This is a genomic window from Fibrobacter sp. UWR2 (genome assembly GCF_002210285.1).
GTDB lineage: Bacteria > Fibrobacterota > Fibrobacteria > Fibrobacterales > Fibrobacteraceae > Fibrobacter.
In genome coordinates this window covers 15729-38974 of the sequence record NZ_MWQE01000012.1, presented here as the reverse complement: position 1 = coordinate 38974, position 23246 = coordinate 15729, and the positions used below count along the sequence as shown (strand labels likewise).

Annotated in this window: 18 protein-coding genes; 5 read left to right on the top strand and 13 right to left on the bottom strand. The window is 54.8% G+C overall.

The genetic code is table 11. From position 1 onward, the window contains the following. Positions 1-52: 52 nt before the first annotated feature. From B7994_RS12935 to B7994_RS12910, 6 genes are all read right to left on the bottom strand, one after another. Positions 53-1033, bottom strand: coding sequence for an SIR2 family protein (locus B7994_RS12935; RefSeq protein WP_088638884.1), 981 nt, complete (start codon positions 1031-1033; stop codon positions 53-55). Positions 1034-1047: 14 nt separating this feature from the next. Continuing rightward, complete coding sequence (locus tag B7994_RS12930; RefSeq protein ID WP_088638883.1) at positions 1048-3003, bottom strand: FISUMP domain-containing protein; 1956 nt, start codon at positions 3001-3003, stop codon at positions 1048-1050. Next, a complete protein-coding gene (locus B7994_RS12925) occupies positions 3003-4988 on the bottom strand; it encodes an FISUMP domain-containing protein (RefSeq protein ID WP_088638882.1) in 1986 nt (661 codons plus the stop codon). The genes B7994_RS12930 and B7994_RS12925 overlap by 1 nt, the downstream gene beginning before the upstream one ends. A gap of 81 nt (positions 4989-5069) precedes the next feature. Then, the gene (locus B7994_RS12920) at positions 5070-5825 is read right to left on the bottom strand and encodes a co-chaperone YbbN (RefSeq protein ID WP_088638881.1); all 756 of its coding nucleotides are present in this window, start codon (positions 5823-5825) and stop codon (positions 5070-5072) included. 38 nt (positions 5826-5863) lie between these two features. Beyond that, positions 5864-6580, bottom strand: coding sequence for a histidine phosphatase family protein (locus tag B7994_RS12915; protein ID WP_233143217.1), 717 nt, complete (start codon positions 6578-6580; stop codon positions 5864-5866). Positions 6581-6604: 24 nt separating this feature from the next. Beyond that, positions 6605-7150 carry a phosphatase PAP2 family protein gene (locus tag B7994_RS12910; RefSeq protein ID WP_088638879.1) on the bottom strand — a complete coding sequence of 182 codons (546 nt, stop codon included), beginning with the start codon at positions 7148-7150 and terminating at the stop codon, positions 6605-6607. A gap of 66 nt (positions 7151-7216) precedes the next feature. Between B7994_RS12910 and B7994_RS12905 the strand changes: the two genes are divergently transcribed. Further along, entirely contained in the window at positions 7217-8389 is a 1173-nt protein-coding gene (locus B7994_RS12905) for an acetate/propionate family kinase (RefSeq protein WP_088638878.1), read from the top strand. A 65-nt stretch (positions 8390-8454) separates the two neighbouring features. Here B7994_RS12905 and B7994_RS12900 read toward each other — a convergent pair whose 3' ends face one another. From B7994_RS12900 to B7994_RS12885, 4 genes are all read right to left on the bottom strand, one after another. Then, on the bottom strand, positions 8455-11148 hold the full coding sequence (locus B7994_RS12900) for an Ig-like domain-containing protein (RefSeq protein WP_088638877.1): 2694 nt from the start codon (positions 11146-11148) through the stop codon (positions 8455-8457). 100 nt (positions 11149-11248) lie between these two features. Beyond that, entirely contained in the window at positions 11249-13078 is a 1830-nt protein-coding gene (locus tag B7994_RS12895) for an ATP-binding cassette domain-containing protein (protein WP_088638876.1), read from the bottom strand. A gap of 118 nt (positions 13079-13196) precedes the next feature. Further along, entirely contained in the window at positions 13197-14381 is a 1185-nt protein-coding gene (locus B7994_RS12890) for a sialate O-acetylesterase (protein WP_233143216.1), read from the bottom strand. Positions 14382-14385: 4 nt separating this feature from the next. Then, the gene (locus B7994_RS12885; protein WP_088638875.1) at positions 14386-15909 is read right to left on the bottom strand and encodes a hypothetical protein; all 1524 of its coding nucleotides are present in this window, start codon (positions 15907-15909) and stop codon (positions 14386-14388) included. Between the two features lie 164 nt (positions 15910-16073). On the opposite strand from B7994_RS12885, the gene B7994_RS12880 reads away from it, so the two are divergent. Further along, positions 16074-17180 carry a hypothetical protein gene (locus B7994_RS12880; protein WP_088638874.1) on the top strand — a complete coding sequence of 369 codons (1107 nt, stop codon included), beginning with the start codon at positions 16074-16076 and terminating at the stop codon, positions 17178-17180. A 147-nt stretch (positions 17181-17327) separates the two neighbouring features. Here B7994_RS12880 and B7994_RS12875 read toward each other — a convergent pair whose 3' ends face one another. Then, on the bottom strand, positions 17328-17720 hold the full coding sequence (locus B7994_RS12875) for an NADH-quinone oxidoreductase subunit A (RefSeq protein WP_088638873.1): 393 nt from the start codon (positions 17718-17720) through the stop codon (positions 17328-17330). Positions 17721-17788: 68 nt separating this feature from the next. Here B7994_RS12875 and B7994_RS12870 point away from each other — a divergent pair, with 68 nt between their 5' ends. Further along, a complete protein-coding gene (locus B7994_RS12870; protein WP_088638872.1) occupies positions 17789-18661 on the top strand; it encodes an FISUMP domain-containing protein in 873 nt (290 codons plus the stop codon). Positions 18662-18742: 81 nt separating this feature from the next. On the opposite strand, the gene uvrC is transcribed toward B7994_RS12870, so the two are convergent. Next, entirely contained in the window at positions 18743-20602 is a 1860-nt protein-coding gene (uvrC, locus tag B7994_RS12865; RefSeq protein WP_088638871.1) for an excinuclease ABC subunit UvrC, read from the bottom strand. Between the two features lie 169 nt (positions 20603-20771). Between uvrC and B7994_RS12855 the strand changes: the two genes are divergently transcribed. Both B7994_RS12855 and B7994_RS12850 read left to right on the top strand, forming a co-directional pair. Next, a complete protein-coding gene (locus B7994_RS12855; protein ID WP_088638869.1) occupies positions 20772-21722 on the top strand; it encodes a hypothetical protein in 951 nt (316 codons plus the stop codon). A 43-nt stretch (positions 21723-21765) separates the two neighbouring features. Further along, positions 21766-22095 (top strand): hypothetical protein, encoded by a 330-nt coding sequence (locus tag B7994_RS12850; protein WP_088638868.1) that lies wholly within the window; start codon positions 21766-21768, stop codon positions 22093-22095. 353 nt (positions 22096-22448) lie between these two features. On the opposite strand, the gene B7994_RS12845 is transcribed toward B7994_RS12850, so the two are convergent. Then, positions 22449-23228: a hypothetical protein gene (locus tag B7994_RS12845; protein WP_144063895.1), complete on the bottom strand. Its 780-nt coding sequence runs from the start codon at positions 23226-23228 to the stop codon at positions 22449-22451. Between the last annotated feature and the right edge of the window lie 18 nt (positions 23229-23246).

Here is a 23246-nt window from a genome sequence, read left to right as displayed (position 1 = left end):
CCCTTTTTAAGGTATAACACCCCAGGGAGGCAAAAGTGTTACCGTTTTTTTTCTAGAAATTCGCGAGGTATTCCTTCGCGTCGCGACTTTCGACCAAGTTGCCGAGCAGCCTGCGTAACCGCTCCAGCACAGGGGAATTTTCCGGCTCGAAAACGACCACCTTCTTGAAGCGTTCGCGGTGCCGGAGCAGGAATTCCAAATTGTTCATGTCCGTTTTCGGGAACCCGTAGCCCAGGAAGTAGATTTCGTCGGCATTTTTCAGGTAGTAATCCGCCTTGCTCCAAAGCAGGTTGAAAAGGCTCCCGCGCAAGAAGGATTCCTTCGCGTGCGCCATCGGGATGTAGATGGGCGTGTCTTCGCGGTAGATGGGGAAACTCCGGTCGCAGGGCTCCACCTGGCACACGTTCTTGAGGTCGAGCGGGTCCGAGGCTCCCTTCACCGGGTACCAGTTGAGCGAACCATGCAACTTGATGAGGTCAACCGTGAGCGTCCGCGGGGCACGTACCGCACTCCGGTCCGCAGGGTCGATACGCACGCCGTAATCCACCGCCACGCGGGAACTCATCTCCGGGTCGGCCGCAATCACATCCTCGATAAGCGTATCGTAGTTGAACGATAGCAGTAGCGTATCGCGCACGCCCTCGCCCGGGCAGTTCTCGCAACCCGAAAGGAACTTGCGGAGCACCGCCGCGCAGTCATCATCCACCGCGCGGTCATGCCGAATCTCGTTTGCGATAAACCGCAGCAGTTCGAACCGCAGGCTCGAATGGTACAGGCTTTCGCGCACGCCAGGGAAAATCTGCGCCGAAAGTATCGAGGTCGAAAGCCGCTCGATGTCCAGGTAATCCGGCTGGCTGTTGCACAGTTCCAAAAAACGCGTGCAGTATTCGCGCAGGTGCGGGAACTCGTCCGGAATGCCGAAGGGAATATGCTCGTTCAGGTCGCGGAGCGTGGGCATCTGCGGGCAGAAAGACTTGCTGAAGCCGGAGCCCAGCACAAAGATGCGGCGGTATGTACCCGATGTAGTATCCATAGCCATGTACTCCTTTAGTCGTCCGTCACATATTCCGACCAGTCGCCATCATTGCAAGTGTAAACCACGGTATCTTCGGAAACCTGATAAGTCGTATCGCGTGGGCAAATACCTAATTTCCTTTCGTATTCGTTCAACACGTATTCCATCCAATAGCCCATATTGCAAGTGTATATCGCGGTATCTTGGGGAACCTGATAAGTCGTATCCCGCGGGCAAATACCAAACATTTTTTCATATTCATTCAGCTTACGCTTGTCCCATTTTCCGTTAGTACAAACATAGGCGATTGAATCTTCATCAATCACGTATGTCGTATCCAGGCCACATGCACCGTATTTCATTTCAATTTCAGATACCGACTGGAAGGCGAATAAGTTTTTGTTATTCAGCTTGCAGATATACATGTGAAAACCGCGCTCGTATATATTACCGAATTCCTCAATCGAGCACGACACGGAATCCGCCTGTCCGTTAAAAAGTTCGCGTTCAACTTCTTGCCACTTTTGAGCGTAGCGGTTACACAGGTATTCCTTACGGCCCACATACGCCGTCGTATCCCACCGGGTAGAATCGCACTTGGGCAGAACCATCGTGTTGTCGAGGGGTTGCCACATATTATTCGATGTACACCTGTAATAGTTGTCATTGTAAAGAGTGGTATCCCCAAAACGTTCGTCCGTACAGAAGCCGCTCGCGCTATTGGCATTCTCATAGTCCGAATCCCAGGTAAACCGGAAACCTATAAGGCTTTCATACCTCTTTACAGAACAGAAATACTGAGTGGAATCGATTTTGACTATGACTCCATCCAATTCTTCCATGCATAAGCCATATATATCGGTGGCAGTGGCGCGCTCCCACCGCCCCGTATTCCTGCAGATAAACGTGGTATTGGAATCGAGCTTGACAACAGACCCAAAGAGATCGGCATAGCATTCGCCCAGTTCCGTGGCAGGGTATCTCAGGGCAACCCAACCGGAATCGGAACAGGCGTAGTGCATTCCGCTCAATAGCACGACCTCGTGCCTATTGTCATTTAGGCAGGGCCTGCCGATATCCTTCAGCCCGGCCACCATCCACATGTTATCAGAACAAACATACAGGGTATCCGACCGGCCCCTATAAAGGTACGTCTCGCCATCTTCGCATGGATACCCCGCGATAAGCTTCCACTCGCCCGCCTTACACTCGAAGGTGGAATCACTTTCAATGACATAGACAGTCCGTCCGTAATAGCCATCCGAACAATCGCGCAAATTCTTTTTCTTATCGGTAATCGACTGCCGCTTGATACACCGCACGCTGCCCAAGCGCCCGTCGTCCCTCATCACTGTCCAAGACCCTTTTTTCGGAACGACAACGATACTGTCATCGCTCGTCATGTAGAAGGCCGTATCGTTGATTCCCGTGCAGGCAAGCATGTTGTTCTTCTCTATCTCGCAGCTGCCGGCATATACAGGCTTGTAGTCGTCCTTGGATTCTAGCAGCAACCTGTAGTCAACAGCGCGGGGTATCTCGAAACCGTCGGGGCAGAGTTCTGCCGCATCGTCATCGTCGAGGTACAGCCTTCCGTAATCCCTGCACAGGGAATCCGCATAATCGTAGCAGCCGCTTGTCGGGTGCGCCGCCTTGCTGTCGAGGTTTTCAAGAGTCCAGACGTCGATTCCCGAGGTCATCAGGTTATAGACCTTGCCGCCGTCCCTGTCTACAACGGCATCGTCCTGACCGTACTCGCTCAAGTCGATGGAATCCGTTTCGCTGATGGGGCCATCCTTTATGTCGACAATGGTTTCGACGCTGCTGCTGGAACCCTTCGTGCCGGAGCCCTTCGAGTTGCTACTGCTGCTTTCGGCTCCTACATCGTCGCGATTGCTCAAAAAATCTGATTCTTCGTCACTGCAGGCATACAGCGCCACTGCAATTGCAAAGCCACAGGAGGCAAGGAGAGTCTTCTTGACGGTATTCATTACTTATCCTCCCCTGCTTTCCCCTGTATGCGGAAGGTACTCGGATCCTTGTACCTGCGCCAGTTCTCCTGGAGGCAGATAAACCGTTCCTCACCATCTTCCTTGAAGGTATATTCGTTACGCTTGGAACACACGCCGTATTTGGCTTCAAGGTCCGAAATATTGCGCCAGCCCCTTTCCGTGCAGGCAACCCGGCCGTAGTCCTTCGACGTGGCGAGTTCACCGATATTCCTTGTCGTACACAGGGGCAGGTCGTCGAAGTAATCGTGCCAGTAACCGGCTCCCCCACAGTAGAACTGCCTAGACCCTTCAGAGTGAACCTTGCCTTCGTCTTCCTTATAACATTTAGGGAATGCAGTCAGCAGAGACATCAACTTATCAGTAACCGAATTGTAATGACACTGGACAACCTTCATATACGGTTCCAATGGATTATCCTCTGCGTTTATTACGTGTCCGTCGTTTTTGGGGCTACAGACAAGCACGCTGTCATAAGTATTTTGCAACCGCTCTGCATAGTTCCATCTTGAAAAACTGCATTCATAATACAGGTCCCTATACAAGGCGACTGATCCAGCATTAGAAGCGTCACACTTGCCAATCACGGTAGTCGCCGTGTACTTAACCCAGCCCGAAGTGTCGCACAGGAATTCCATTTTCCTGTTTTCGATATCGTAGGTACCATTTTCGAGCATAAACAACTTTTCGGGGGTACATACGCCAAAGCGTTCTTCCAGGTCGGTGTAGCGCGTCCAGCCCTTCCCGCGGCAAATATAGCGTACGTACTTGAACTCAATCGTATCGTTCATGTGCACCGTAGAACTGTCGTCGCAGCGCCCCACATAGTCGTCGAATACGGCCTCTCTCCATTCGTTGCTATCGCAGTGGTACAGTTCTATATCGACTCCCGAGAACACCGTGTCGTTGACCCCGGCCTTCCTCTGGTTGCAGACCCCGATGGAATCCTCCAGCGGCGTGAGCCTGCGCCAGGATTCTCCCGTGCAGTAGTAGTTTATGCCGTTGAACCAGACAAGTGAATCCTTGGTCTTGGCGGTACACGAGTCGGGCGAATAGTCTATGTCCGCCAATTGCCAGATGTTGCTCAGGCAGATCATCATCGTGTCGTGATAGACTATGGACTTGCCCCCCTCGGGGCAGCTTTCGCTAAAGTCCGGGTGCCACCCCCCGTTTCCCGGATAGCAGCGGTAGTTCTCCTTTTCGCTGAACACGTAAATCCGCGCCGGCACGTACAATGCAGTATCACAAGGAGGCAATTCCTTTTTCGACTCTACAAAGTCCGGGTAGCCCACGCAGCGGATATTGTAGAAGCTGGAATCCTTCGCCTTGATGAACGAAGCCTTTTCACTGTCCTTCTTCCTCACATAGACCTTTCCGTCCGCTGTCAGGTAGTAGCCCGTCGTATCGATGCCGGAGCACTTGAGCACGCTATCCTTTTCGCAGGTGCCGCCATACTCGAGGGCCATCAGCGTGTCGATTACGGCATACTTGGCGCGGTAACTTTCCAGAAGGTTCCATTCCCTTGTCGAGGGCAGGCGCGTGCTGTCGGGGCAGGCAAACTCGGTATGAAAGTCCGTCGCTAGGAACAGGCGCCCGTAATCGCTACAGTTGCTGTCCTGCTCGCCGTAGCATATACTCTCGTCCCCCATTGCCTTTTTCGTCACCCTTTGCGAGTACCATACGATGTTGCCCGTACGGATCCTGTAGGTATAGGAACTTGTATTCTTGTCGTATACCGAGTCTACCGAGAAATCCCCGGTCGCTTCCAGGTTCGACTTGATGTAGTATTCCTTGTCAGTCGTATCCCTCTTCTCTTCGGGTTCCGACTTTTCGCCCGGTTCATCCCCTTCATCCTCAATCAATTCGGCATCGGCGGGTTTGGTTGTACCGCCGTAATTGGACGGTTCATCCGAACCGCACGCCCAGAGGACTAGGCATGCAATAAGCCCTAACCACGAAAATCTCATTCTCACCCCTTGCCTTCTTTGCAACAATTTATCTATAGACAAGATAAAAATAATTGGGCCCGCTCCACAAAACGGGAGCAGTTAATTACAGGTAAATCCCTGCAGTTCGAGGCCCGCACGCATCTCGCCGTAGGTGGAAATACGCTTCATGTCCATCGCCTTCATGAATCGGCAGTTGTTGTCGATGTGGATCTGGAAACCCGTCATCGTCGGGGTCACCTCGCCCTTCCCGCTCGCGCGCACGTGTTCCATCATCTGCATGCGGCGGCTTTCCATCTCGGGCGGCACGAATACGTCCGTCACGATGTCTGCGTTCTCGATTTCGTAATCGCCGAACACGAACGAGATAGTCACCATGTTCTTGAGCCCGTTGAACTGTCCCGGAGTCTTGCACACGAGATTTCTGTGTGCGTTCTTCACCTTCTTCGGCTTGGCCGCCTTCGCAAGTGGACTCGGCGTGTACTTGAGTGCACTCAAGAGTTCCTCCTCCTTCACGGCACCCACTAGCTGGTCGATAATCTTGCCGTCTCGCACCATAAAGAACGTCGGAAACGCCTGAATCGGGAGCGAGGCCTTTATCTTGTCGATGCCCGGCTCGTCAATGCCGACCGTCGCAATCTTGATGTCGGGATAGTTCTTCGCGATACCGATAAGTGTAGGTATCATGATGAGGCACGGCGGGCAACTCGTGGAAGTGATATCCAGAATCACCGGCTTCTTGGACTGCAGAACTTCCTTCTCGAAGTTACTGTCGTTGACCTTGACAATCTTGATGTCCTCGGCTGCCGATGCCAACATGGCCGCACAGGCGAGTGCTATAAAAAATATCCGTTTCATGTGGGAGAATATAGGAAAAAGCTATTGCAAACCGGTGCCTAGAACTCTAGCCAGCCGGTTTCAAGCGCTGTCACGGGAACAATGCGGCGGGGCGTATCACCTTCCGGGCCGGTGACGACGGCCATTCCGGTGAGGTAGTTCATCCAGCGCTGAGGCGTAAATCGCATCTTGCAGAAGTGCGTGAGGCACGGGACCACCCAGGCGTCATGCGTCGCGAAGATATTGAAACGCCCCACTCCCTTCTCGAGCATCATCGCAAGCATTTCTTCGGAACGGGCAGACAGCGGGGCAAATGCCTCCTTGTCGCCACGCGGGTTGCCTGCGGCCTCGCTTGCGAGCCAAGCGCAAATGCCTTCGTAAAACCCTGCTCGCAGTACCTTCATGTACTCATCGTAATTCTGTACAAAGTATTCCGCCAGGCAGTCAAGCGGTTCTACATGCGGCGCACTTGAATCCTGCGAGGCGTTCCCTACCTGCGACATGCATCGGACCGATGCACGGCCCCTGCCTATACACTGTGCAGTCTCTACGCAACGCCCGACCGGGCTAGAGAAAAAGACAATATCGCCCTCGGGCGAGATGCACTTGCCAAGGTTCAAAGCCTGTTCGCGGCCCTTGTCGGTAAGGCCTACGTGCGCACCGAAATCAGGATCTTCGGGCGTAATGTGCCGGCGTTCCCCATGACGAATCAAGAGGTAGACGCGTTCGTCGGGCCCGAGCGTAGAGAAGAATGTAGGCGCCTTTACAAAATCCATAGCCAGAAAAAGCGGATCAGCGCATCAGGCGCCAATCGCCCCGGAAATCGGGATCCAGACGGCATGCCCGATAACAAAGCTCAATATGCCAAGGAAAAATCCGCAGACAATATCCGATAGCCAATGCACACCATAGTACACGCGCAACAGGCCCCACGTGAGCGGCAGGAGCATCATGACCCAGCCATACTGCGGAACCGCATAGAGCACAGTCGATGCCACCGCGAGGTTGTTCATCGTGTGTCCCGAAGGAAAGCTGTACTTGTCGAGCGGCGGGACCTCGGCCTTGATCTGCGGGTTCGCAGCGAACGGCCGCGGCCTCTTGGTACCGAGTTTCACGACCTCGTACAGGATAAGGCTCACCGCAAGCGATGTCAGCGCCTGCCACAGAATCGGCAAGAAGTTGTCGAGCCCGACTCGCCAAATAATGAACAGTACAAACAGCGCCCAGATGTAGCCATCCCCAAGGCGAACATAAAACTTGAGCCAGCGGTCGGTCTTCGCCGAAAAATGCCGGTTGGTCCAGCACACCGAAACACGGTTGTCAAAATCTGCGATTTTCTTGAGCATCAAATTAAATGTAGTTAATAAAATTCCTATTATTTGAATGCAAGAAAAAATTATAAAGGAAGCAATATGCGCGTACTCGTTCTTAATTGCGGCAGTTCCTCGGTGAAATTCGCCGTCATCGACACCCAGACAAAGGAATCCATCTCGAGCGGCCTCGTCGAAAATATCGGCGTAGACGGCCATATCAAGGCAAAGGGCCCCGAAGGCAAAATCGACTTCAACTTCGAATGTCCCACGCACGCCGAAGCCGTTGCCGAAGTCCAAAAGTTCCTCGGCGAACAGAAACTGATCGACTCCATCGAAGCCATCGGTCACCGCGTGGTGCACGGCGGCAAGTACATCAAGAGCGAAAAGGTCTCGCAGGAAGTCATCGACTACATCCGTAGCATCACGCTGTTCGCCCCGCTGCACGAACCCGCACACGCGACCGGCATGGAATGCGCCGTAAAGTTCTTCCCCAAGCTCCCGCAGGTGGCGGTATTCGATACAGCATTCCACCAGACGATGCCCCGCAAGGCATTCCTTTACGGCATTCCCTACAAGTTCTACGAAAATGATGCCATCCGCCGTTACGGCTTCCACGGCACGAGCCACCGCTTCGTTACCGCAGAAGCCGCCAAGATCCTCGGCAAGAAGCCGGAGGAATGCTGCTTCATCACGGCCCACCTCGGCAACGGTTCCAGCTGCTCTGCAATCCTGAACGGCAAGTGCGCCGACACCACCATGGGCTTCTCCCCGCTCGACGGCCTCATCATGGGTACGCGCTCCGGCAGCCTCGACCCGGCCATCCTCTTCTTCATCAGCAAAAAGTACGGCTACGACATCGACCGCCTCGACAAGCTCGTGAACAAGGAATCCGGCCTGCTCGGCCTTTCCGGACTCAGCAACGACATGCGTACACTCACACAGGCCGCAAGCGAAGGTAACGTTGGCGCCCAGATCGCAATCGAGACGTTCTGCTACAAGCTCACCCGCGAAATCGGCGGCATCGCCATGGCTCTCCCACGCATCGACGCGCTCGTGTTCACCGGCGGTATCGGCGAAAACAGCAGGCTCGTCCGCAAGACGGTCATGGAAAACCTCGCCCTGCTCGGCTACCAGATTGACGACGCCCGCAACGAGGACAACGGCAAGAACTCCGGCCATATCATCAGCAAGGACGGCACGCCAACCGCTATGGTCGTCGCGACGAACGAAGAACTGCTGATTGCTCTGGATACTGAAGCGCTGGTGAAATAAGCGACATCAAAGCATTACAGAAAAGGCTCCGCTTTTGCGGAGCCTTTCTCATTATTAACCAAAGTCTACTTGATGGTCCAGGTCTGCTTGTTCACCATCAGGATCTTGCGGCCCTGCACCTTCGCGGCAGCGTTACGCACCTGCGCCTCGCTTACCGGGAGGGCATGCTTCCACATCACGCGGCCCTGCATGTCGAAGATAGCCGCCATGCCGCGTTCGGCACCGATTGCACCCTGCCAGCCAAGCTTGGTGGCGGTGGCAACCTGCTGGATGCCAGCCTTTTCGCCCACCATGAAGATGAACGTCTTGGCAATCGCCTTTTCGCCGGCTTCATCCGTCGCGGTAACCTTGACGGTATACGGGACAAAGTTCTGCAGGTAGCGCTGTTCGTCGAACAGCTGGAAGATAAGGCTGTCGCCTTCGACCACCGCATTCACGACCTTCTCCTTATCCGGCGTGGAGACCGACATGGTAAGGACAGAATCATCCGGGTCCTCGAAGACATCGAACACATAGAAGGCCTCGCGCCAGCCGCTAGGCGGTTCAAGTACCGTATCGACCGCACCGCCAATACGCATCGGGGCATCGTTCACGCAGGTAATCGAGACCGGGATGGAGAGGGTTGTAGAGTTCTTCTGGGTGTCAGTCGCAATCACATCGAGCGTCGTCTCACCGCAGGCATTCTTCACAGACTTGATCGTAATGGCACCGAGAGTGTTGATGGTGACATTCAGCAGGCTATCGGAATTAACCGCCTTCAAGGTAATCTCGTCGCCTTCGGGGTCCTCGAACCAGCTTTTCACTTCGACTCCCTTGAACATGATGGAGTTATTAAAATCTTCCTTCAGGCCAGCAACACGGTTGCCAGCAGTATCCGCAACACCCGCGAGAACCTGCGGACCGCGGTTCCTGTATTTCACAGTGAGCGTTACGGCCACGACCTCCGACGTATCGCCTTCAGCATTGACCACGAAGTAGGTAAAGACATCCTCGCCATCGAAATCTCCGACTTCATAGGTGAAGGAGCCGTCAGTCGCGAGCTTGACCTTACCCTCATCCGCATCTTCGAAGAGGTAGGCCTTCAGCACGGATTCGCCATCGGGGTTGAAGTCGTTGGCAAGTACGCCCTGCTTAGCAGAAACCGCATTCACCGTATCCTGCGCCATGTCGTAGGCATCGGCGACCGCAACCGGCTTGTCCGCAACCTTTTCGACTTCGATCGGGATATCGATACCCACGGTATCCTTGCCATCGATCGTAAAGAGCTTGATGACATCCTTGCCGTTCGCATTGGGCACGGCGCTCACAGAAATGGCGTGGTTGCCGGAAACCTTCGTGTATGCCACATTGACAACGCCCTTGGCACTTGCCACTTGGAGCGGGAAGTTGGGCGTCAACACATCGGGATCGGAGAACTCGAGATTTCCCAGCGGGATAAAGATGTCAAAGTCCTCAAAATCCTCGGCAACCTTGACACCGTCCTCGAAATTAATGGCGTCTTCGTCAAGAGAACCCACATAGAAGAACGGCTGGTTGATAGTAAGCGTCGCGGGGTCTTCCACATTCTTCACCGTGATGGTCACGGTTGCAGGCTCACTATCGAGGAGATCACCATCGGTCACATGGTAGGTAAAGGTATCTTCGCCATAGAAATCCGGATCGGGAGTATAGGTGAAGCCGCTACCCTTGAAGTCAAGCACTCCGTGTGACGTCGTCTCGTCAAGCGTAGCCGTAAGCCCCGAATTATCCCCATCGTCGTCATCGTAGTCGTTGCGGAGTACGCCCTTTGCAGAAGAAACGGTCAGCTTAGAGTCCTCGTCCACCGTATAGCTGTCATCCACGGCGACCGGAGCGTTCTTGCGGTCTTCGAGCGTCAGGACAAGCTTGTAGGTAGCCGAAAGGCCTGCGCCATCCTTGGCCGTAAACGTAATCGTGGAGGTCGAGCCCGTCTTGGGGTTCGGTACGCTCTTCAGTTTCACGGTACCAGAAAGCGGGTAGCTCCTCATGGCGTCTATCTCGACAATACTGTCGTCCTTCGCAAGGGTAATGTTCAGTTCATCACCGTCCTCATCCTCGAAGATATCCTTGAGGACAACCTCGTACACGTCGCCTTCCAGGAGGTTATCCGCATCATTAGCCTTCACGCCCGTCTTGAGACTCGGGGCATGGTTCTCGCACGAAGAACCGAAAGCGATTGCAGAAACCTTGATGGTATTCCCTGTCTTGCCGCTTTCCACAGCAAGCGACTTCTTGTAGACAAACTGCACGCCAGTCTGCTTCGTAAGGTCGAATCTCTTCACATTCGTGTCGTCACCCCAGTCCTCCTGCTCGAATTCGCTAAACGGGAAGTAGACCGTATTAAACGAAGACTGCGCCGGAACAATGACGCCGTTGTAGTTATAGTCCGTGATGTTGGACTGCTTGAAGTCCAGGCGGAAGGGTGCGCTTGCCGTATAGGTGAGGCACACGCCCGCGTATGCACTCAGGTCCTTGATACCGTCGTCCTTGGCCCACGCAAAGGCGACACCGGCAGAGCTCTCCTTTGTCTTACTCACCGACAGGATAAGGGCCCTAGCATTCGACAATGTTGCAGTGTCTGCCGAGACTGTGGAATCCTTGATGCTCACAAACGGGTACCAATTCTTGCCATACGGATGAATATCCGGTCCATTGCCGTCCGTAATGCTCCAAACCGGAGTGACAGCGGCAGCCATACCCCCAAACAGGGCAAGAGCGAGTATAGAAAGTTTCACGTTCATGACGTTCCCCCTTTCAAGTTCAATTGGATAATCTACAAGTAAGAAAATAATATTTTGTGACTTAGCGCACAAGTACCCCTAGCCACTTTTTTTGGATATATTATCCACCTAGGGCGTCAAGTTCCCCGAACCTTTCGTAGGCTTTTTCGAGCTCCGACTCGCGGTCAGCCAGTTCCTTCTGCAGTTCGACTATGCGTTTTGCGTCGGTATAGACTTCCGGCTTGGCAAGTTCGGCCTGAAAACCGGCAATTTCGGATTCCAGTTTCTCTATTTTTTCGGGAAGTGCCGCGTATTCGCGTTCTTCGTTATAACTACGTTTCTTTTTCTTTACAGAATTCTGGTCAAGAGGTGCATTTTTCACCGAACTCGGCAGTCCCGAGCCCGAGTTTTTCTGTAAACTCGCCCTTTCTTCGGCAATTCTCGCTGCATTGGCCGCTTCTTTTTCGCGAATCTTGCGGTTATTCTCGTAATCTGTGTACCCGCCGACGGCTTCGAACACGTTTCCGCCCTCTTCTATGGCAAAAATGCCCGTAGCCACAGAATCCAGGAAGGCTCTATCGTGGCTTACGACGATAACCGTGCCGTTGTAATCGGCCAAAAGTTCGGCCAAGAGGTCGAGCGTTTCCATGTCCAGGTCATTCGTGGGTTCGTCGAGCACGAGCACGTTACTCGGATGGCTGAACAGGCAGGCGAGCAGCAGGCGGTTGCGTTCGCCGCCGCTCAAGGCGCTGATGGGCCCGCGGGCACGTTCCGCCGAGAAGAGGAAATCTTGCAGGTAGCTCAGCACATGGCGACGCACGCCGTTGAGCGTAATGTAGGCCTGACCGTCACCCACGTTCTCCACGAGGCTCTTGTCTTCGCGCAGGCGGGTGCGCATCTGGTCGAAGTAGGCAATCTGCAGGTTCGTGCCCAGACGGATTTCGCCTTCGTCGGGCTGGATTTCGCCGAGGATAAGCTTGAGGAGGGTCGTCTTGCCGGAACCGTTCAGGCCAACAATGCCGATGCGGTCCCCGCGGGAGACTTCGGTACTGAAATGCGATATCAACGGGGCGCCCTCGTAGGCAAAGCTCACGTCGGTGAGGCGGGCTACGAGGCGACCGGATCGCTCGGCTTCGGTAATCTGCATGTTCACCGATCCGGTCCGCGTGCGCCTTTCCGCACGTTCCTGCCGCATCTTGATGAGCGCACGCACGCGCCCCTCGTTGCGGGTACGGCGTGCCTGGATTCCCTTGCGTATCCAGACTTCTTCTTCGGCAAGGCGCTTGTCAAAAAGCTTGTTGGCCTTCTCTTCTTCGGCGAGGGCCTGATCCCTGAACTGCACGAACTTGTCGTACGGGTAATTCCATGTGCGCACACGCCCGCGGTCAAGTTCAAAGATGCGGGTCGCCACACGGCGCACAAAGGCGCGGTCGTGGCTCACAAAAAGCACCGCACATTCCAGGCGCGAAACGATGCCTTCCAGCCATTGTATTGCAGGAATGTCCAGATGGTTCGTAGGCTCATCGAGCAGGAGCAAGTCCGGGTTCTCGGCGACGGCCCGTGCGAACAGCACGCGACGCTTTTGCCCGCCGGAAAGACCGTCGAACAAAGCGTCGGCCGCGATGCCCGTCTTGCCAAGTATTGCCTCAGCGTGGGCATCGTGGTGGCCGTCCTGCGCAATGCCTGCCATCACTACGTCGCGCACGGTGCCTTCCATGTGGGCCGGGATTTCCTGCACCATGCGGGAAACCTTCAGGCCGGTGCGCTTCACGATTTCGCCACTGTCCATGCCCATCTCGCCCTGGATTATCTTGAGCAGCGTGCTCTTGCCTTCGCCGTTACGGCCCACAAGGCAAATGCGCTCGCCCGCCTCGATGTCGAACGAGGCGTTGTCCAAGAGCGGCGGGCCGCTAAAGCGCAGGGAGATGTTCTGTGCAGACAGGATAGGCATCTGCACATAATTTAAAAAATTTAGGACCCTGTTATAGCAAGAATGCCGTGCGGCTACGCACGGCATCATTACAAACCTACGCTTAGCGCCAAGTTCCGGCGCAGCATTCAGGATTCATCTAGAATTCAGTGACGTTGAACGCCCTGGTCAAGAGGCGCTTGCCACCAGCACTTTCGACGATAGCCAGCACGCGACCCGCACGAATTTGCGGCATGGCGCCACCCTGCGCACCGAGCACGCCGAGCAAGTTGCCCTGCATGTCGAACAGCCTGACCCGCGCTCCGGCAGGCGCACCGGCAACCGCGAGGAGTTTGCCCGTAACATGCATCGCGATGCCCGAAGGAGTTTTTACGCCGCGCACGGCTCCCGGAACCGTATCATTTGCAGAGGTATCGTTCACGACGGTATCCTGCGGGAGCGTATCGGCAACCGCAGTATCTACGGGAACTTCCGGTTCCATCGTCTTCAAAAGCTCAAGCATCGTTTCGGCATAGCGCTTGCCGAACGTCTCGTAGCCTTCGCGCGTAAAGTGCAACGTGTAGCTCGTTTCCTTGAGCGCGGGGCAGCCCTGCGCCGATATCAGGTGACCGTTCGGGATAAGGTCGGCAGCCTGCTTCACGGCGTCGTTACGCCAGCCCAGGTCGCCCGTAGGCGCGAGTTCACCAATCAGTATCGGGGTCTTTTCCGGGTCGAGTTCCAGTTCGGCAATCAGGTCGTCATAGACCTTCTTGACGCGGCTCGGCCAATCGTTCATCTGGTAGTCCGCCTCTCCCTGGTGGAAAAGGAACCCCTTGATGACGCCCTTCTGCTTGGCAATCTTGCCCATCTCGACAATGCGTTTGTACACATCGCCACCGTATTCGTCCAGATACTGGATCCACCAGGTATCACCCTTGTTCTTCGCGTTCTGCACGTAGGCCTTGTTGCGGTCCTTGTCGAACAGGTCAATGCTCTGTCCGCCAATCGCGATGTTCGCTACCGCCACCTTGATGCTATCCGGGAGGTTCGCGACCATGGTACGCCCAAAAATGTCGGCAATGCCGACCTTGGATGCACTATGGCCCATCGGGGGTGCCGCCGGGTAGAACTCGCCCACCTTCTGGTTCGAATGATTCGCCGCGCGGAGCACAAGAAAGCGCGGGTCCTGCACGCGGTCCTTGTCGGTAACAGTCGCCTGCCCCGACATGTTGGACTGCCCATAGGCCAGATAAATATGGAGGTTTGGATCCTGTGCAAGGCATGCCGTGGCAAGGAGCCAAACCACAAACAGCATCGCCTGCGCAGTCAAGATTACTTTGTTCATATTTCTAGAATCCGGTATTTATGATAGCCTTTGTCATGAGACGTGACCCAGAAGCGCTTTCGACAACAGCGAGGAACCTTCCCTTGACCTTCGGGAGGTCGCCACCAGTCGCACCCAGCGTCGCCACCACGTTACCGCGCACGTCGTAGAGTTTCACGCGTGCACCATCCGGCGCACCGGTGACTTCCAGACGACCCGTAGCCACGCGCATCCCGAGAGCCGGAGCAGAACAGTCGCTAGCAAGGGAAGACGGAGGCGGTTCAACGCTCTGCGTATCGGGAGGAACAACGGTCTGCGTATCAATGGGCGCTTCCTCGTACGGGAGGGTCGGCGTTTCCCAGGCTATCCAGTCCGCATAGTTGTCAATCTTGAATCCCTTGCCGTTCGTGGGCTTCACGTGGATATCGGTATTGGCATCCTTGTTGCGGAGGAACTTGTCCACGAACGCCGTCACGGACTTAGTCTGGCTACTAGCCGCCTGGCAATGCTCATGGCCGCCGGTAAAGTCGAAGCCGATGCGGTCCTCGATGCCCATGGCCTTCCACACTTCGGTCGCCGCCATCATGGACTTGTAGCCCGATTCGTCGCCGAGCCATTCGTAGCCGGGGTTGCCAAGTGCAATCACGGCACGCGGGGCAATCATGGCAATGAGTTCATGGTGATCGTGCGGGAGCTTGTAGGGGTCCTGACGCTGTAGGCTCTGCATGAACCAGCTGTAGTTCGTGTTGTCAATCTTCTCGATGTTCGTGCCGCGCTTGGCAAAATCATCGGAAGTACGCCAGGAGTTGATGCCGCCGCCACCCGATTCCTGGGCGATGGTGAGCGTCACGCGCTCGTCGAAGGCGCCCGCGAAGAGGGCCATCTTGCCGGCATAGGAGCAGCCCGTGACCGCAATCTTGCTCATGTCGAGGTGGTATTCGTCGGCAATCAAAGCAAGGCCATCGATAAGGCGGCTCACGCCCCACGACCATGCGGAATAGTCACCATTGGAATTCTTGTTTCCATAGAACTTGTAGAAGCCCACGTTCGTGTCCTTCTGGCCGTTCATGGAATATTTTGCCACCTGGTCATGGCTGAAGGGTACCTGCACAAAGCCGCTAAACAGGCTCGATGAAAGCGAGCCCGTACCGCTGTTCATGCCGATGATAATCGGATGCGGTCCGTTACCGGAAGGCATACTGAACTTGGAGGTAATGGTCATCGTCTTGCCGCCTTCCTTGACCGTCACCGTGAGGGTGCCGCCACTGTAGGTAGCGCTCACGTCGGAAGGAATCGGCTTGTCGCCAATCTCGTATTTTTCGATATCCGCCTTGATTTCGTTACGACGCTTGCTCCAGTCGCCATACTTGGTGACCTTGGAACCGTCATGGAACTGGAACGGATCGGGCAATTTGTTGTTTGTCTTGAGTTCACCTGCCGTAGCGCCCAGATCCTTGCCGCGATTTTCCACGTCAAAATTAAGGGGAATTTCAGCAGATATAGCCGAACACAACCCAAATGCAAGGGCTGCACCAAAGAACTTGTTCATTCTGTCTCCTTTACCAACCATTCCCCACACCACACCCATTTATAATATAATTTCCAAAAAACGTTAAAAGAAAGCCCCAAAACAAAAACTATTTACAAAATGTAAAAGAGCGAATTTTGCGACAAATGATAAAATTTCGCCATTATTTAACTAAATTTCCCTATGTGACGACCCGTATAACGACATTTCTCGCCGCCATGCTCATCGGGACACTGCTTCCGGCGCCCGCCCTGGCGCAAACCGCGGATTCCGCCGCCGCGGATACTTCGCATTTCCAGTGGTGGAGTGCCGTGCCCGTACTCGGCTATACCGAAGAGACGGAGCTCCAGTACGGCGCGATGGTGAACTTCTTTATTCCGTCATCGTTCAAGGGCGGCAACTCGCAAGAGATAGACATCGCCGCCTACGGTTCCACGCGCAAGCAGTTCCAGTTTGCAGCCACGCCCTATTTTTACCTTGCACATGACCGCATTTCGGGCTGGCTCGATTTCCGTTACCAGAACTGGGTCGGGCACTTCTTTGGCATCGGCAACGACGTCGACATCGACGACTACATCAGTTTCGACCGCGAGACATTTTTCTTCATGGCGCTCGTAGAATCGAACCTCGGGCTCCCGCAGGCACTCCAGAACTTCCGCTACGGCATGGTGCTCGACATCAACCACAGCGAGATGGAATTCAGGGAATACGACGGCGAAATAGTCCAGCCCACAAACACGGACGGCTGGCGCAACGCCCTCGGGTACCACCTCACTTTCGACACGCGCGACAACCCCAACTGGGCGCGACACGGCGTGCTCTTCCAGTGGGAGCACCGTTTCTACAGCGATGCGTTCGGTGACTTCGGGTTCACGTACCAGGAACTAGACTTGCGCGCCTACGGCGAGACCATCTGGAACACTTCGATGGCTGTTGCCCTCCTGTGGCAGCGCACCGATGGCGATGTGCCCTTCGAGTACATGGCAGGCCCCGACGGCATCAAGCGTTTCCGCGGAGTAGAGACAAAGTATTTCCGCGACAATCAGGCGACCGTGCTGCAGGTGGAACTCCGCAAGGAACTCTTCTGGAGGCTCGCCGGCGACATATTCTTCGAAGGCGGCAAGGTCGGGCCGTATTTCAGCCAGCTCATGCGCAACAAATGGCACCGCGCCGTCGGGTTCGGGGGCAAGTTCGCACTCAACAAGAGCGAGCGCCTGTATGCCCGCGCCGAATTCTCCTGGGTGGATTTCAAGAGCCTCGGCATGACGTTCTACTTTAGAGAAGCGTTTTAGACCTTCCGCCGGGCATTTTAAGGTGATTTAAATCACGGCACGAACCACCCAAAAGAGAGCATTTTGAGCCCTTCTGTATACATAAAAAGTGCGGACTCCCGGTGGAATCCGCACTTTTTATTTTGAGATAGAATAGCCGAAAAAACTCTAGTCCTTGATGCTCGTCCAGTCGAGCACACCCTTCTTGTACAGGTAGATATAGCCCGCTTCGAGGATGAACAGGAACCCGAGGAGTACGAACAGGAGTTCCCAGCCGCCGGCAAGGAACTGGACCGTCCAGGGGTAGAGGAACGCCACTTCCAGGTCAAAAACGAGGAAAAGCATGGCAACCAGGTAGTATTTCACGGGGTAGCGCTCGTTAGCCGTGCCAGAAACGTGGGCAAGGCCGCACTCGTAGGCAGACCCCTTGATGAGCACGTTCTTGATCTTGCCCGGGTGCAAAAACCAGTTGGCAAGGAGGAGGACGGTCGGGATGCAGAGCGCCAAAATGACAAGGATAGTCATGGCAAATGTCGTGTCGAAAATTTCAACGTTGCTCATAGTGATATCAAAGATAGTAAAAAAGTTTTTTCTGTTAACCCTGCCAATTGTAAAGTATATTTGGGGGTATGAAAAAATACGTTCTGTTTGTGGGTGTTTTGGGTGTTTTCTCGCTTTTTGCGGCATGTACTGTCAAAGATAAGGGTCTGGACCCGCTCGATGACGATGGTGAAGCAACCGTAGAATCCTCCGATTCCTCGGGTGGAAAATCCTCTACCGAAAAAGCCAAATCCAGCAGCAGCACAAAGGCCTCCAGTTCCAGCGCCAAGGGCAGTTCCAGTCCTAAGGACACGACGCACCAGCAGGTGTTTGTCTCCGATTCCGAAGAAGTCGTGTACAGCTACCCCAGCAGCGGCATCTTCTGCTGGGACGAAAACTGCGACGCCAGGCTCAACTCCTCCTCCTCTTCCGTCGCATCCAGTTCAAGCGAAAAGATTATCATCGAGATGTCTTCGGAATCCTCCGAACCGCCCGAGGTCAACGGCGACAGGATGACCGACAAGCGTGACGGCAAGAACTACAAGCTGCAGAACGTCGCAGGCAAAATGTGGATGGCGGAAAACCTGAACTACGAGACCTCCAACAGTTTCTGCTCCCTCGAGGGCGGTGAAGACCACTGCGCCAAGTACGGGCGCTACTACACCTACTCCGCCGCCATGCGCGCCTGCCCGTCCGGATGGAGACTCCCCACCGCCGATGAAGTAACTGCACTCGACGCAGCCGTGGAACACGAATGGTGGAGTATCGGTGGACGCTTCATACTCGCCGACGGCGCATTGACCGAATTCGGCCATGACGGCGACCAAGGCTACATATGGATACAAGAAAGCGGTAACAACAACTCCTTCCGCGTCAAGAACTACGATGGCGACCATGAACATGTGTTGCAGAATGGCTCCGGGACGGAACGCGCCTACAACGTGCGCTGTGTGCAGGAATAGAAGTTTAAAAAGATCCTCGCCGTCGCGAGGATGACAAGTTAAGGGTCCGCAAAAGCGGGCCTTTTTTGTACCGTGCGCAGGCTACATGTCCGCAGGCGGTTCAATAAATTTCGCGCAGTATTCTTTTACCTGTTCGCGGACGCTGTTCCCGCGCACCTTCCCCAGCAAGTCGACGATGTCTTCGAGCGGGGCCGCCATGAAGGCCTCGGCGCTCCTGTACTTGGAAAGGATTTTCACGCGGGTCTCATGACCCACACCGGGCATCTTGAGCCATTCCACTTCCAAGTCCTTCTTGCGCTTGCTCCTCTGGTACGTGATGGCAAAGCGGTGCGCCTCGTCGCGGGCGTTCTGCAAAAGCTTTAGCGCGGGGCTCGTGCGGTGCAGCACGATGCTCTTGCGGTCGTCAGGGAACACGATTTCTTCGAGGCGCTTCGCAAGCCCGATGAGCGGCAGATCCTTGTCGTGCCCGAGTTCTTTAAGAATCTCCATGGTGGCATCTACCTGGCCCTTACCGCCGTCGCATACCCAGAGGTCGGGCATCGGCGTACCTTCTTCTTCCAGCCGGCGGATACGGCGGGTCATCACCTCGCGCATGCTCGCAAAGTCATCCACACCCGTGACCGTCTTGATGATGAACTTGCGGTAGTTCGCCTTGTCGGGCTTGCCGTTCTTGAAGGCTACGAGACTCGCCACCGTGTTCGTGCCCGAGAGGTGCGAGATGTCGACGCACTCGATGCGGAAGGGAGTCTTCTTGAGGCCCAGCACCTTCTGCAGTTCAAAGACGCTCTGGTCGATTTCGCTGTATTTTTGCACTTCGGCGCGCATTTCCACCAGAATCATGTCGGCGTTCGCGCCAGCCAGCTTGAGGAACCCGACCTTCTCGCCGCGCTGCGGGTTCGTGATATTCACCTTGTGGCCCGCATTCTTGGCGAGCGCCTGTTCAAGGGGCTCGCGGTCCGCATCCAGAATCACGTCCGTCGCAATCTCGCCCGGAATGTGTTCCACGTCCAGGTACCACTGCACCAGCATCTGCTGGAGGATGCCCGCCTCGTCTTCTTCGAGCTTGCATTCCAGGCGGTAGTGGCGGCGGCCGCTCAACACGCCGTTCCTGTACTCGAAAATGACGGCGGCCGCCATCGTTCCGTTGCGGCGCAGGCTCAGCACATCGAGGGAAAGGTTCGGGTCGGTCACGTCCGTCTTCTGGTGGATTCCCGTGGCCCGCAAAGCCTCGATGGCGTCGCGCTTTTTCATCGCCGTTTCGAAATCCAGCCGGTCGCTCGCCTCCTGCATTTCGCGTTCCCATTGCCCAATCAGGTCGTCGCGCTTGCCGTTCAGGAGCATCTGCGTCTGGAGCACCGCCTTGTGGTACTCCTCCTTCGTTATAAGCCCCGCGCAGGGGGCGCTACACCGCCCTATGTGGTAATTGAGGCAGGGCCTTTGCGGGGTCTTGAGCGGGAGTTTCAGCTTGCATTCGCGTATCTTGAAGAGCCGTGCGGCAATGTCCTGCAACTGTGCTATCATTCGGGAATTCAGGTACGGACCAAAATACTGGCAGCCGTCCTTGCGCACCGCACGCGAAAGGAACAGCCTCGGGAAGTCTTCGTGCACCGAGAACGCCAGGTACGGGAAATGCTTGTCGTCCTTCAGCAGCACGTTGTACTTGGGCGTGTGCTTGCGGATGAGGTTCGCTTCCAGGATAAGCGCCTCGGACTCGCTCTCGGTAATAATCCACTCGATGTCGCGGATAAAGGGCAGCATGAGTGTCGCGGCCCGGTGGCCCGCATGGTCGCTGCCGTCAAAGTAGCTCCTCACGCGGTTCTTGAGCACCTTCGCCTTGCCGATATAGATAATCTTCCCCTGCGAATTCCGCATAATGTAGACCCCCGGCAACGCGGGGAGCTCGGCTAGGCGCCGTTCTATGTGCTCGTTCACGGGAAGCATACGCTTTCAAAAGTAAAAAAGCCCTTCCGGCACAAATTGGAACTCGACATCAAAAATACCGCATTTTTGCGCTATGTCAATTTTTATGTTTTTTTTCATACTTTGGGCAAGTTTTTTTATATATCTTTTTATTGGTGATATGTATCCCCTGATTTTTACGGAGCGATAAATGAATTCAGAGAACATCAATCTTCTCTCGCAACGGGTGGATGGAGTACTGGCGACCGTCCGCAACCTACGGCAAGAGGTCGCCAATCTAAAACAGAGCCTAGCCAGCAAAGAGGCCGCAATGCAGGACAGGGACCTCGTCGTCGAGAGTCTCAACAGCGAAATAGCGGACTGCAAGGCGGCACTGACGGCACGCGCAAACCAGGCTGCCGCACAGGACGAGGCCATAAACCAGAAACAGGGCGAAATTGACGGGCTCCGCGGATCACTCGAAGGCGCCAACGCACGCATCGCCGAACTCGAAGGCATGCTCAACGAGAAGAACGCCATGCTGAGCCAGGCGAACGAAAGCCTGGAAGCCACCAAGAACGAAATTGCAAAACTTTCCGACGAAATCCGCGAAAGGGACGAGGCGAACAACGCCCTCCGCAACGACTGCGCCGCCTCCAAGGCGAACGAGGCCATCCTCAACGGGAAAATCGCGGAACTCGACAAGACCATCGCCGAGAAGGATGCCGCCATCGAGGCCCTGAATGCCGAGAAGGCTAGCCTCAACGAGACCATCAAGGAACAGGGCGAAGAAATCCTACAGGCACAGGAACAGTTCAAGCAGATGGTCTCGACCATCGAAAGCGAACTCGGCACCGAGATTCCCGTGAACGTGTCCTTCACTGACGAACCCGAGGCTGCAAGCGAAGCCCCGGCCGCAGAACCCGCAGTAGAGGAATCCGTTCAGGCCGAGGCGCCCGCCGAACAGGGCGAACCTGAAGTCGCCGAGGCGCAGGCCAGCGAGCCCGTCGTTGAACCCGCCGAAGAACTTAGCGAGCCCGAACTCGACTTCAACCAGGCAGCCGAAGAAGAGGAAGAGCCCATCGAAATTCACCCCGCCAATGAGAAGGAACCGGACCTTTTCGCGAGCAATGGAGGCTCGCCTACCGGTTTTTTCGGCTAAGGATGCTGATGGATGACGATCCATTCGGCGTAGGAATGAAATAATGGCAGAATTGAACCAACACAGGTCCGTAAGCGTGACTGTAGCCGGCGAACGGCTACAGATCAGGACCGACCTTCCCGACGGGGAATTGAAGGATATCATCGATTACATCGATGAACGCTACACCAGTTACGACCGCTACAACCTTGAAGCAGGCAAGAAATTCGCCCTGCTCGCACTGGAATTCGGCCAGCAAATTTCGGAACTCCGGAAAATGCTGCACCAGGTCAAGGTGGAACGCGACGAACTGAACAATGGAATCAAGGAAATTGCGGCTCTCCTGGACGAAGGTCTGGAACATCCGGAATCGCGCGACAGCGACTGGGTCTAAGGCACGCTCTACGTAATTCAGTTTTTACATTCAGCCCGGCATTGCTGGGCTTTTTACATTTCCATGACAAACAAAGTGCAAAATAGGGCATAAGCCCTATTGATTCTGCCCAGAAATAAAGGTATATTTGTAACACAGGCATCGCACGGATTAACGCCCGATCTAACAAGATAATAACAGCTCGTGGCTCTTGTGGTCTAGTTTAGGCGCGCTTTGACGTGAAAAACGAAGCACCAAGGCACTGCTATCTTTTTTAAATAGTAGTTTCGAGTGTTCCACCGTGGACGGATGCCTTTTTTTGTATCTACAAAAAAGTGATGGCGGGTTCTACCCGCCATTTCTTTTTTAATCTGCTAAACTGATTTTCGACAAGAGGCGATAAGCATCAGCTGCGCAGGCACGTACGCCCACCAGACAAAGTTGTTTGCAACTTCCGCAACCGCCTGCAGGGTGCTGTGGTCTTCGCCCGTCATTAGCGCAAGGCCGACAAGTGCATCGCCAATGAAGAACACGACCATGCCCCAGCGGATAAGCCGCGCGCTTGCCGCCGGAAAATAGCTGTTGCGTGAAACGAAGAGTGCAACTACCAGCGACGTGATAAGGAAGATGGCGTACACGGCGACAACCACAAGCATGACGTTGCCGAGCGTAGGCTCGATGACTTTACCGCCCAAAAGCGATGCCGCAAAACCCGCCACCGGTATCAGCAGGAACTTGTGCACCTTCCCTGGCTTATCGTCGGTTTCTGACTTGCGCGTATGCCTGTGGATGAGCCCTACCTGGAACATAATGAAGAACGCGATGCCGAGAGTATTGCTAAGCGCGCGTTCATCCGGAGCAGCTATCTTGATGATATTGAAACAGGAATCAGCAAGAAGCGAGAAGATGAACGCTATGCGGAGAATCTTTGCATCAAGTTTGGAAAACGAATCGCGCGTTACGATAAATGCCAGCACCGTAAGCAAAAACGATATCGCAAACTTTGTATAAAGTTGCAAGACTCCTGCATCCATGAGGCACTGGTCCACAGCGCCGCACCTGTAGAAATCAAACCAGTCCTTGCCTGTAGTAACAAGCAGCAAGGCGGCAATAATAGCAAGTATAACTTTCCGTGCAGTTGTCTGTAAGAGCATGTGCAAAAGTATAGTAAA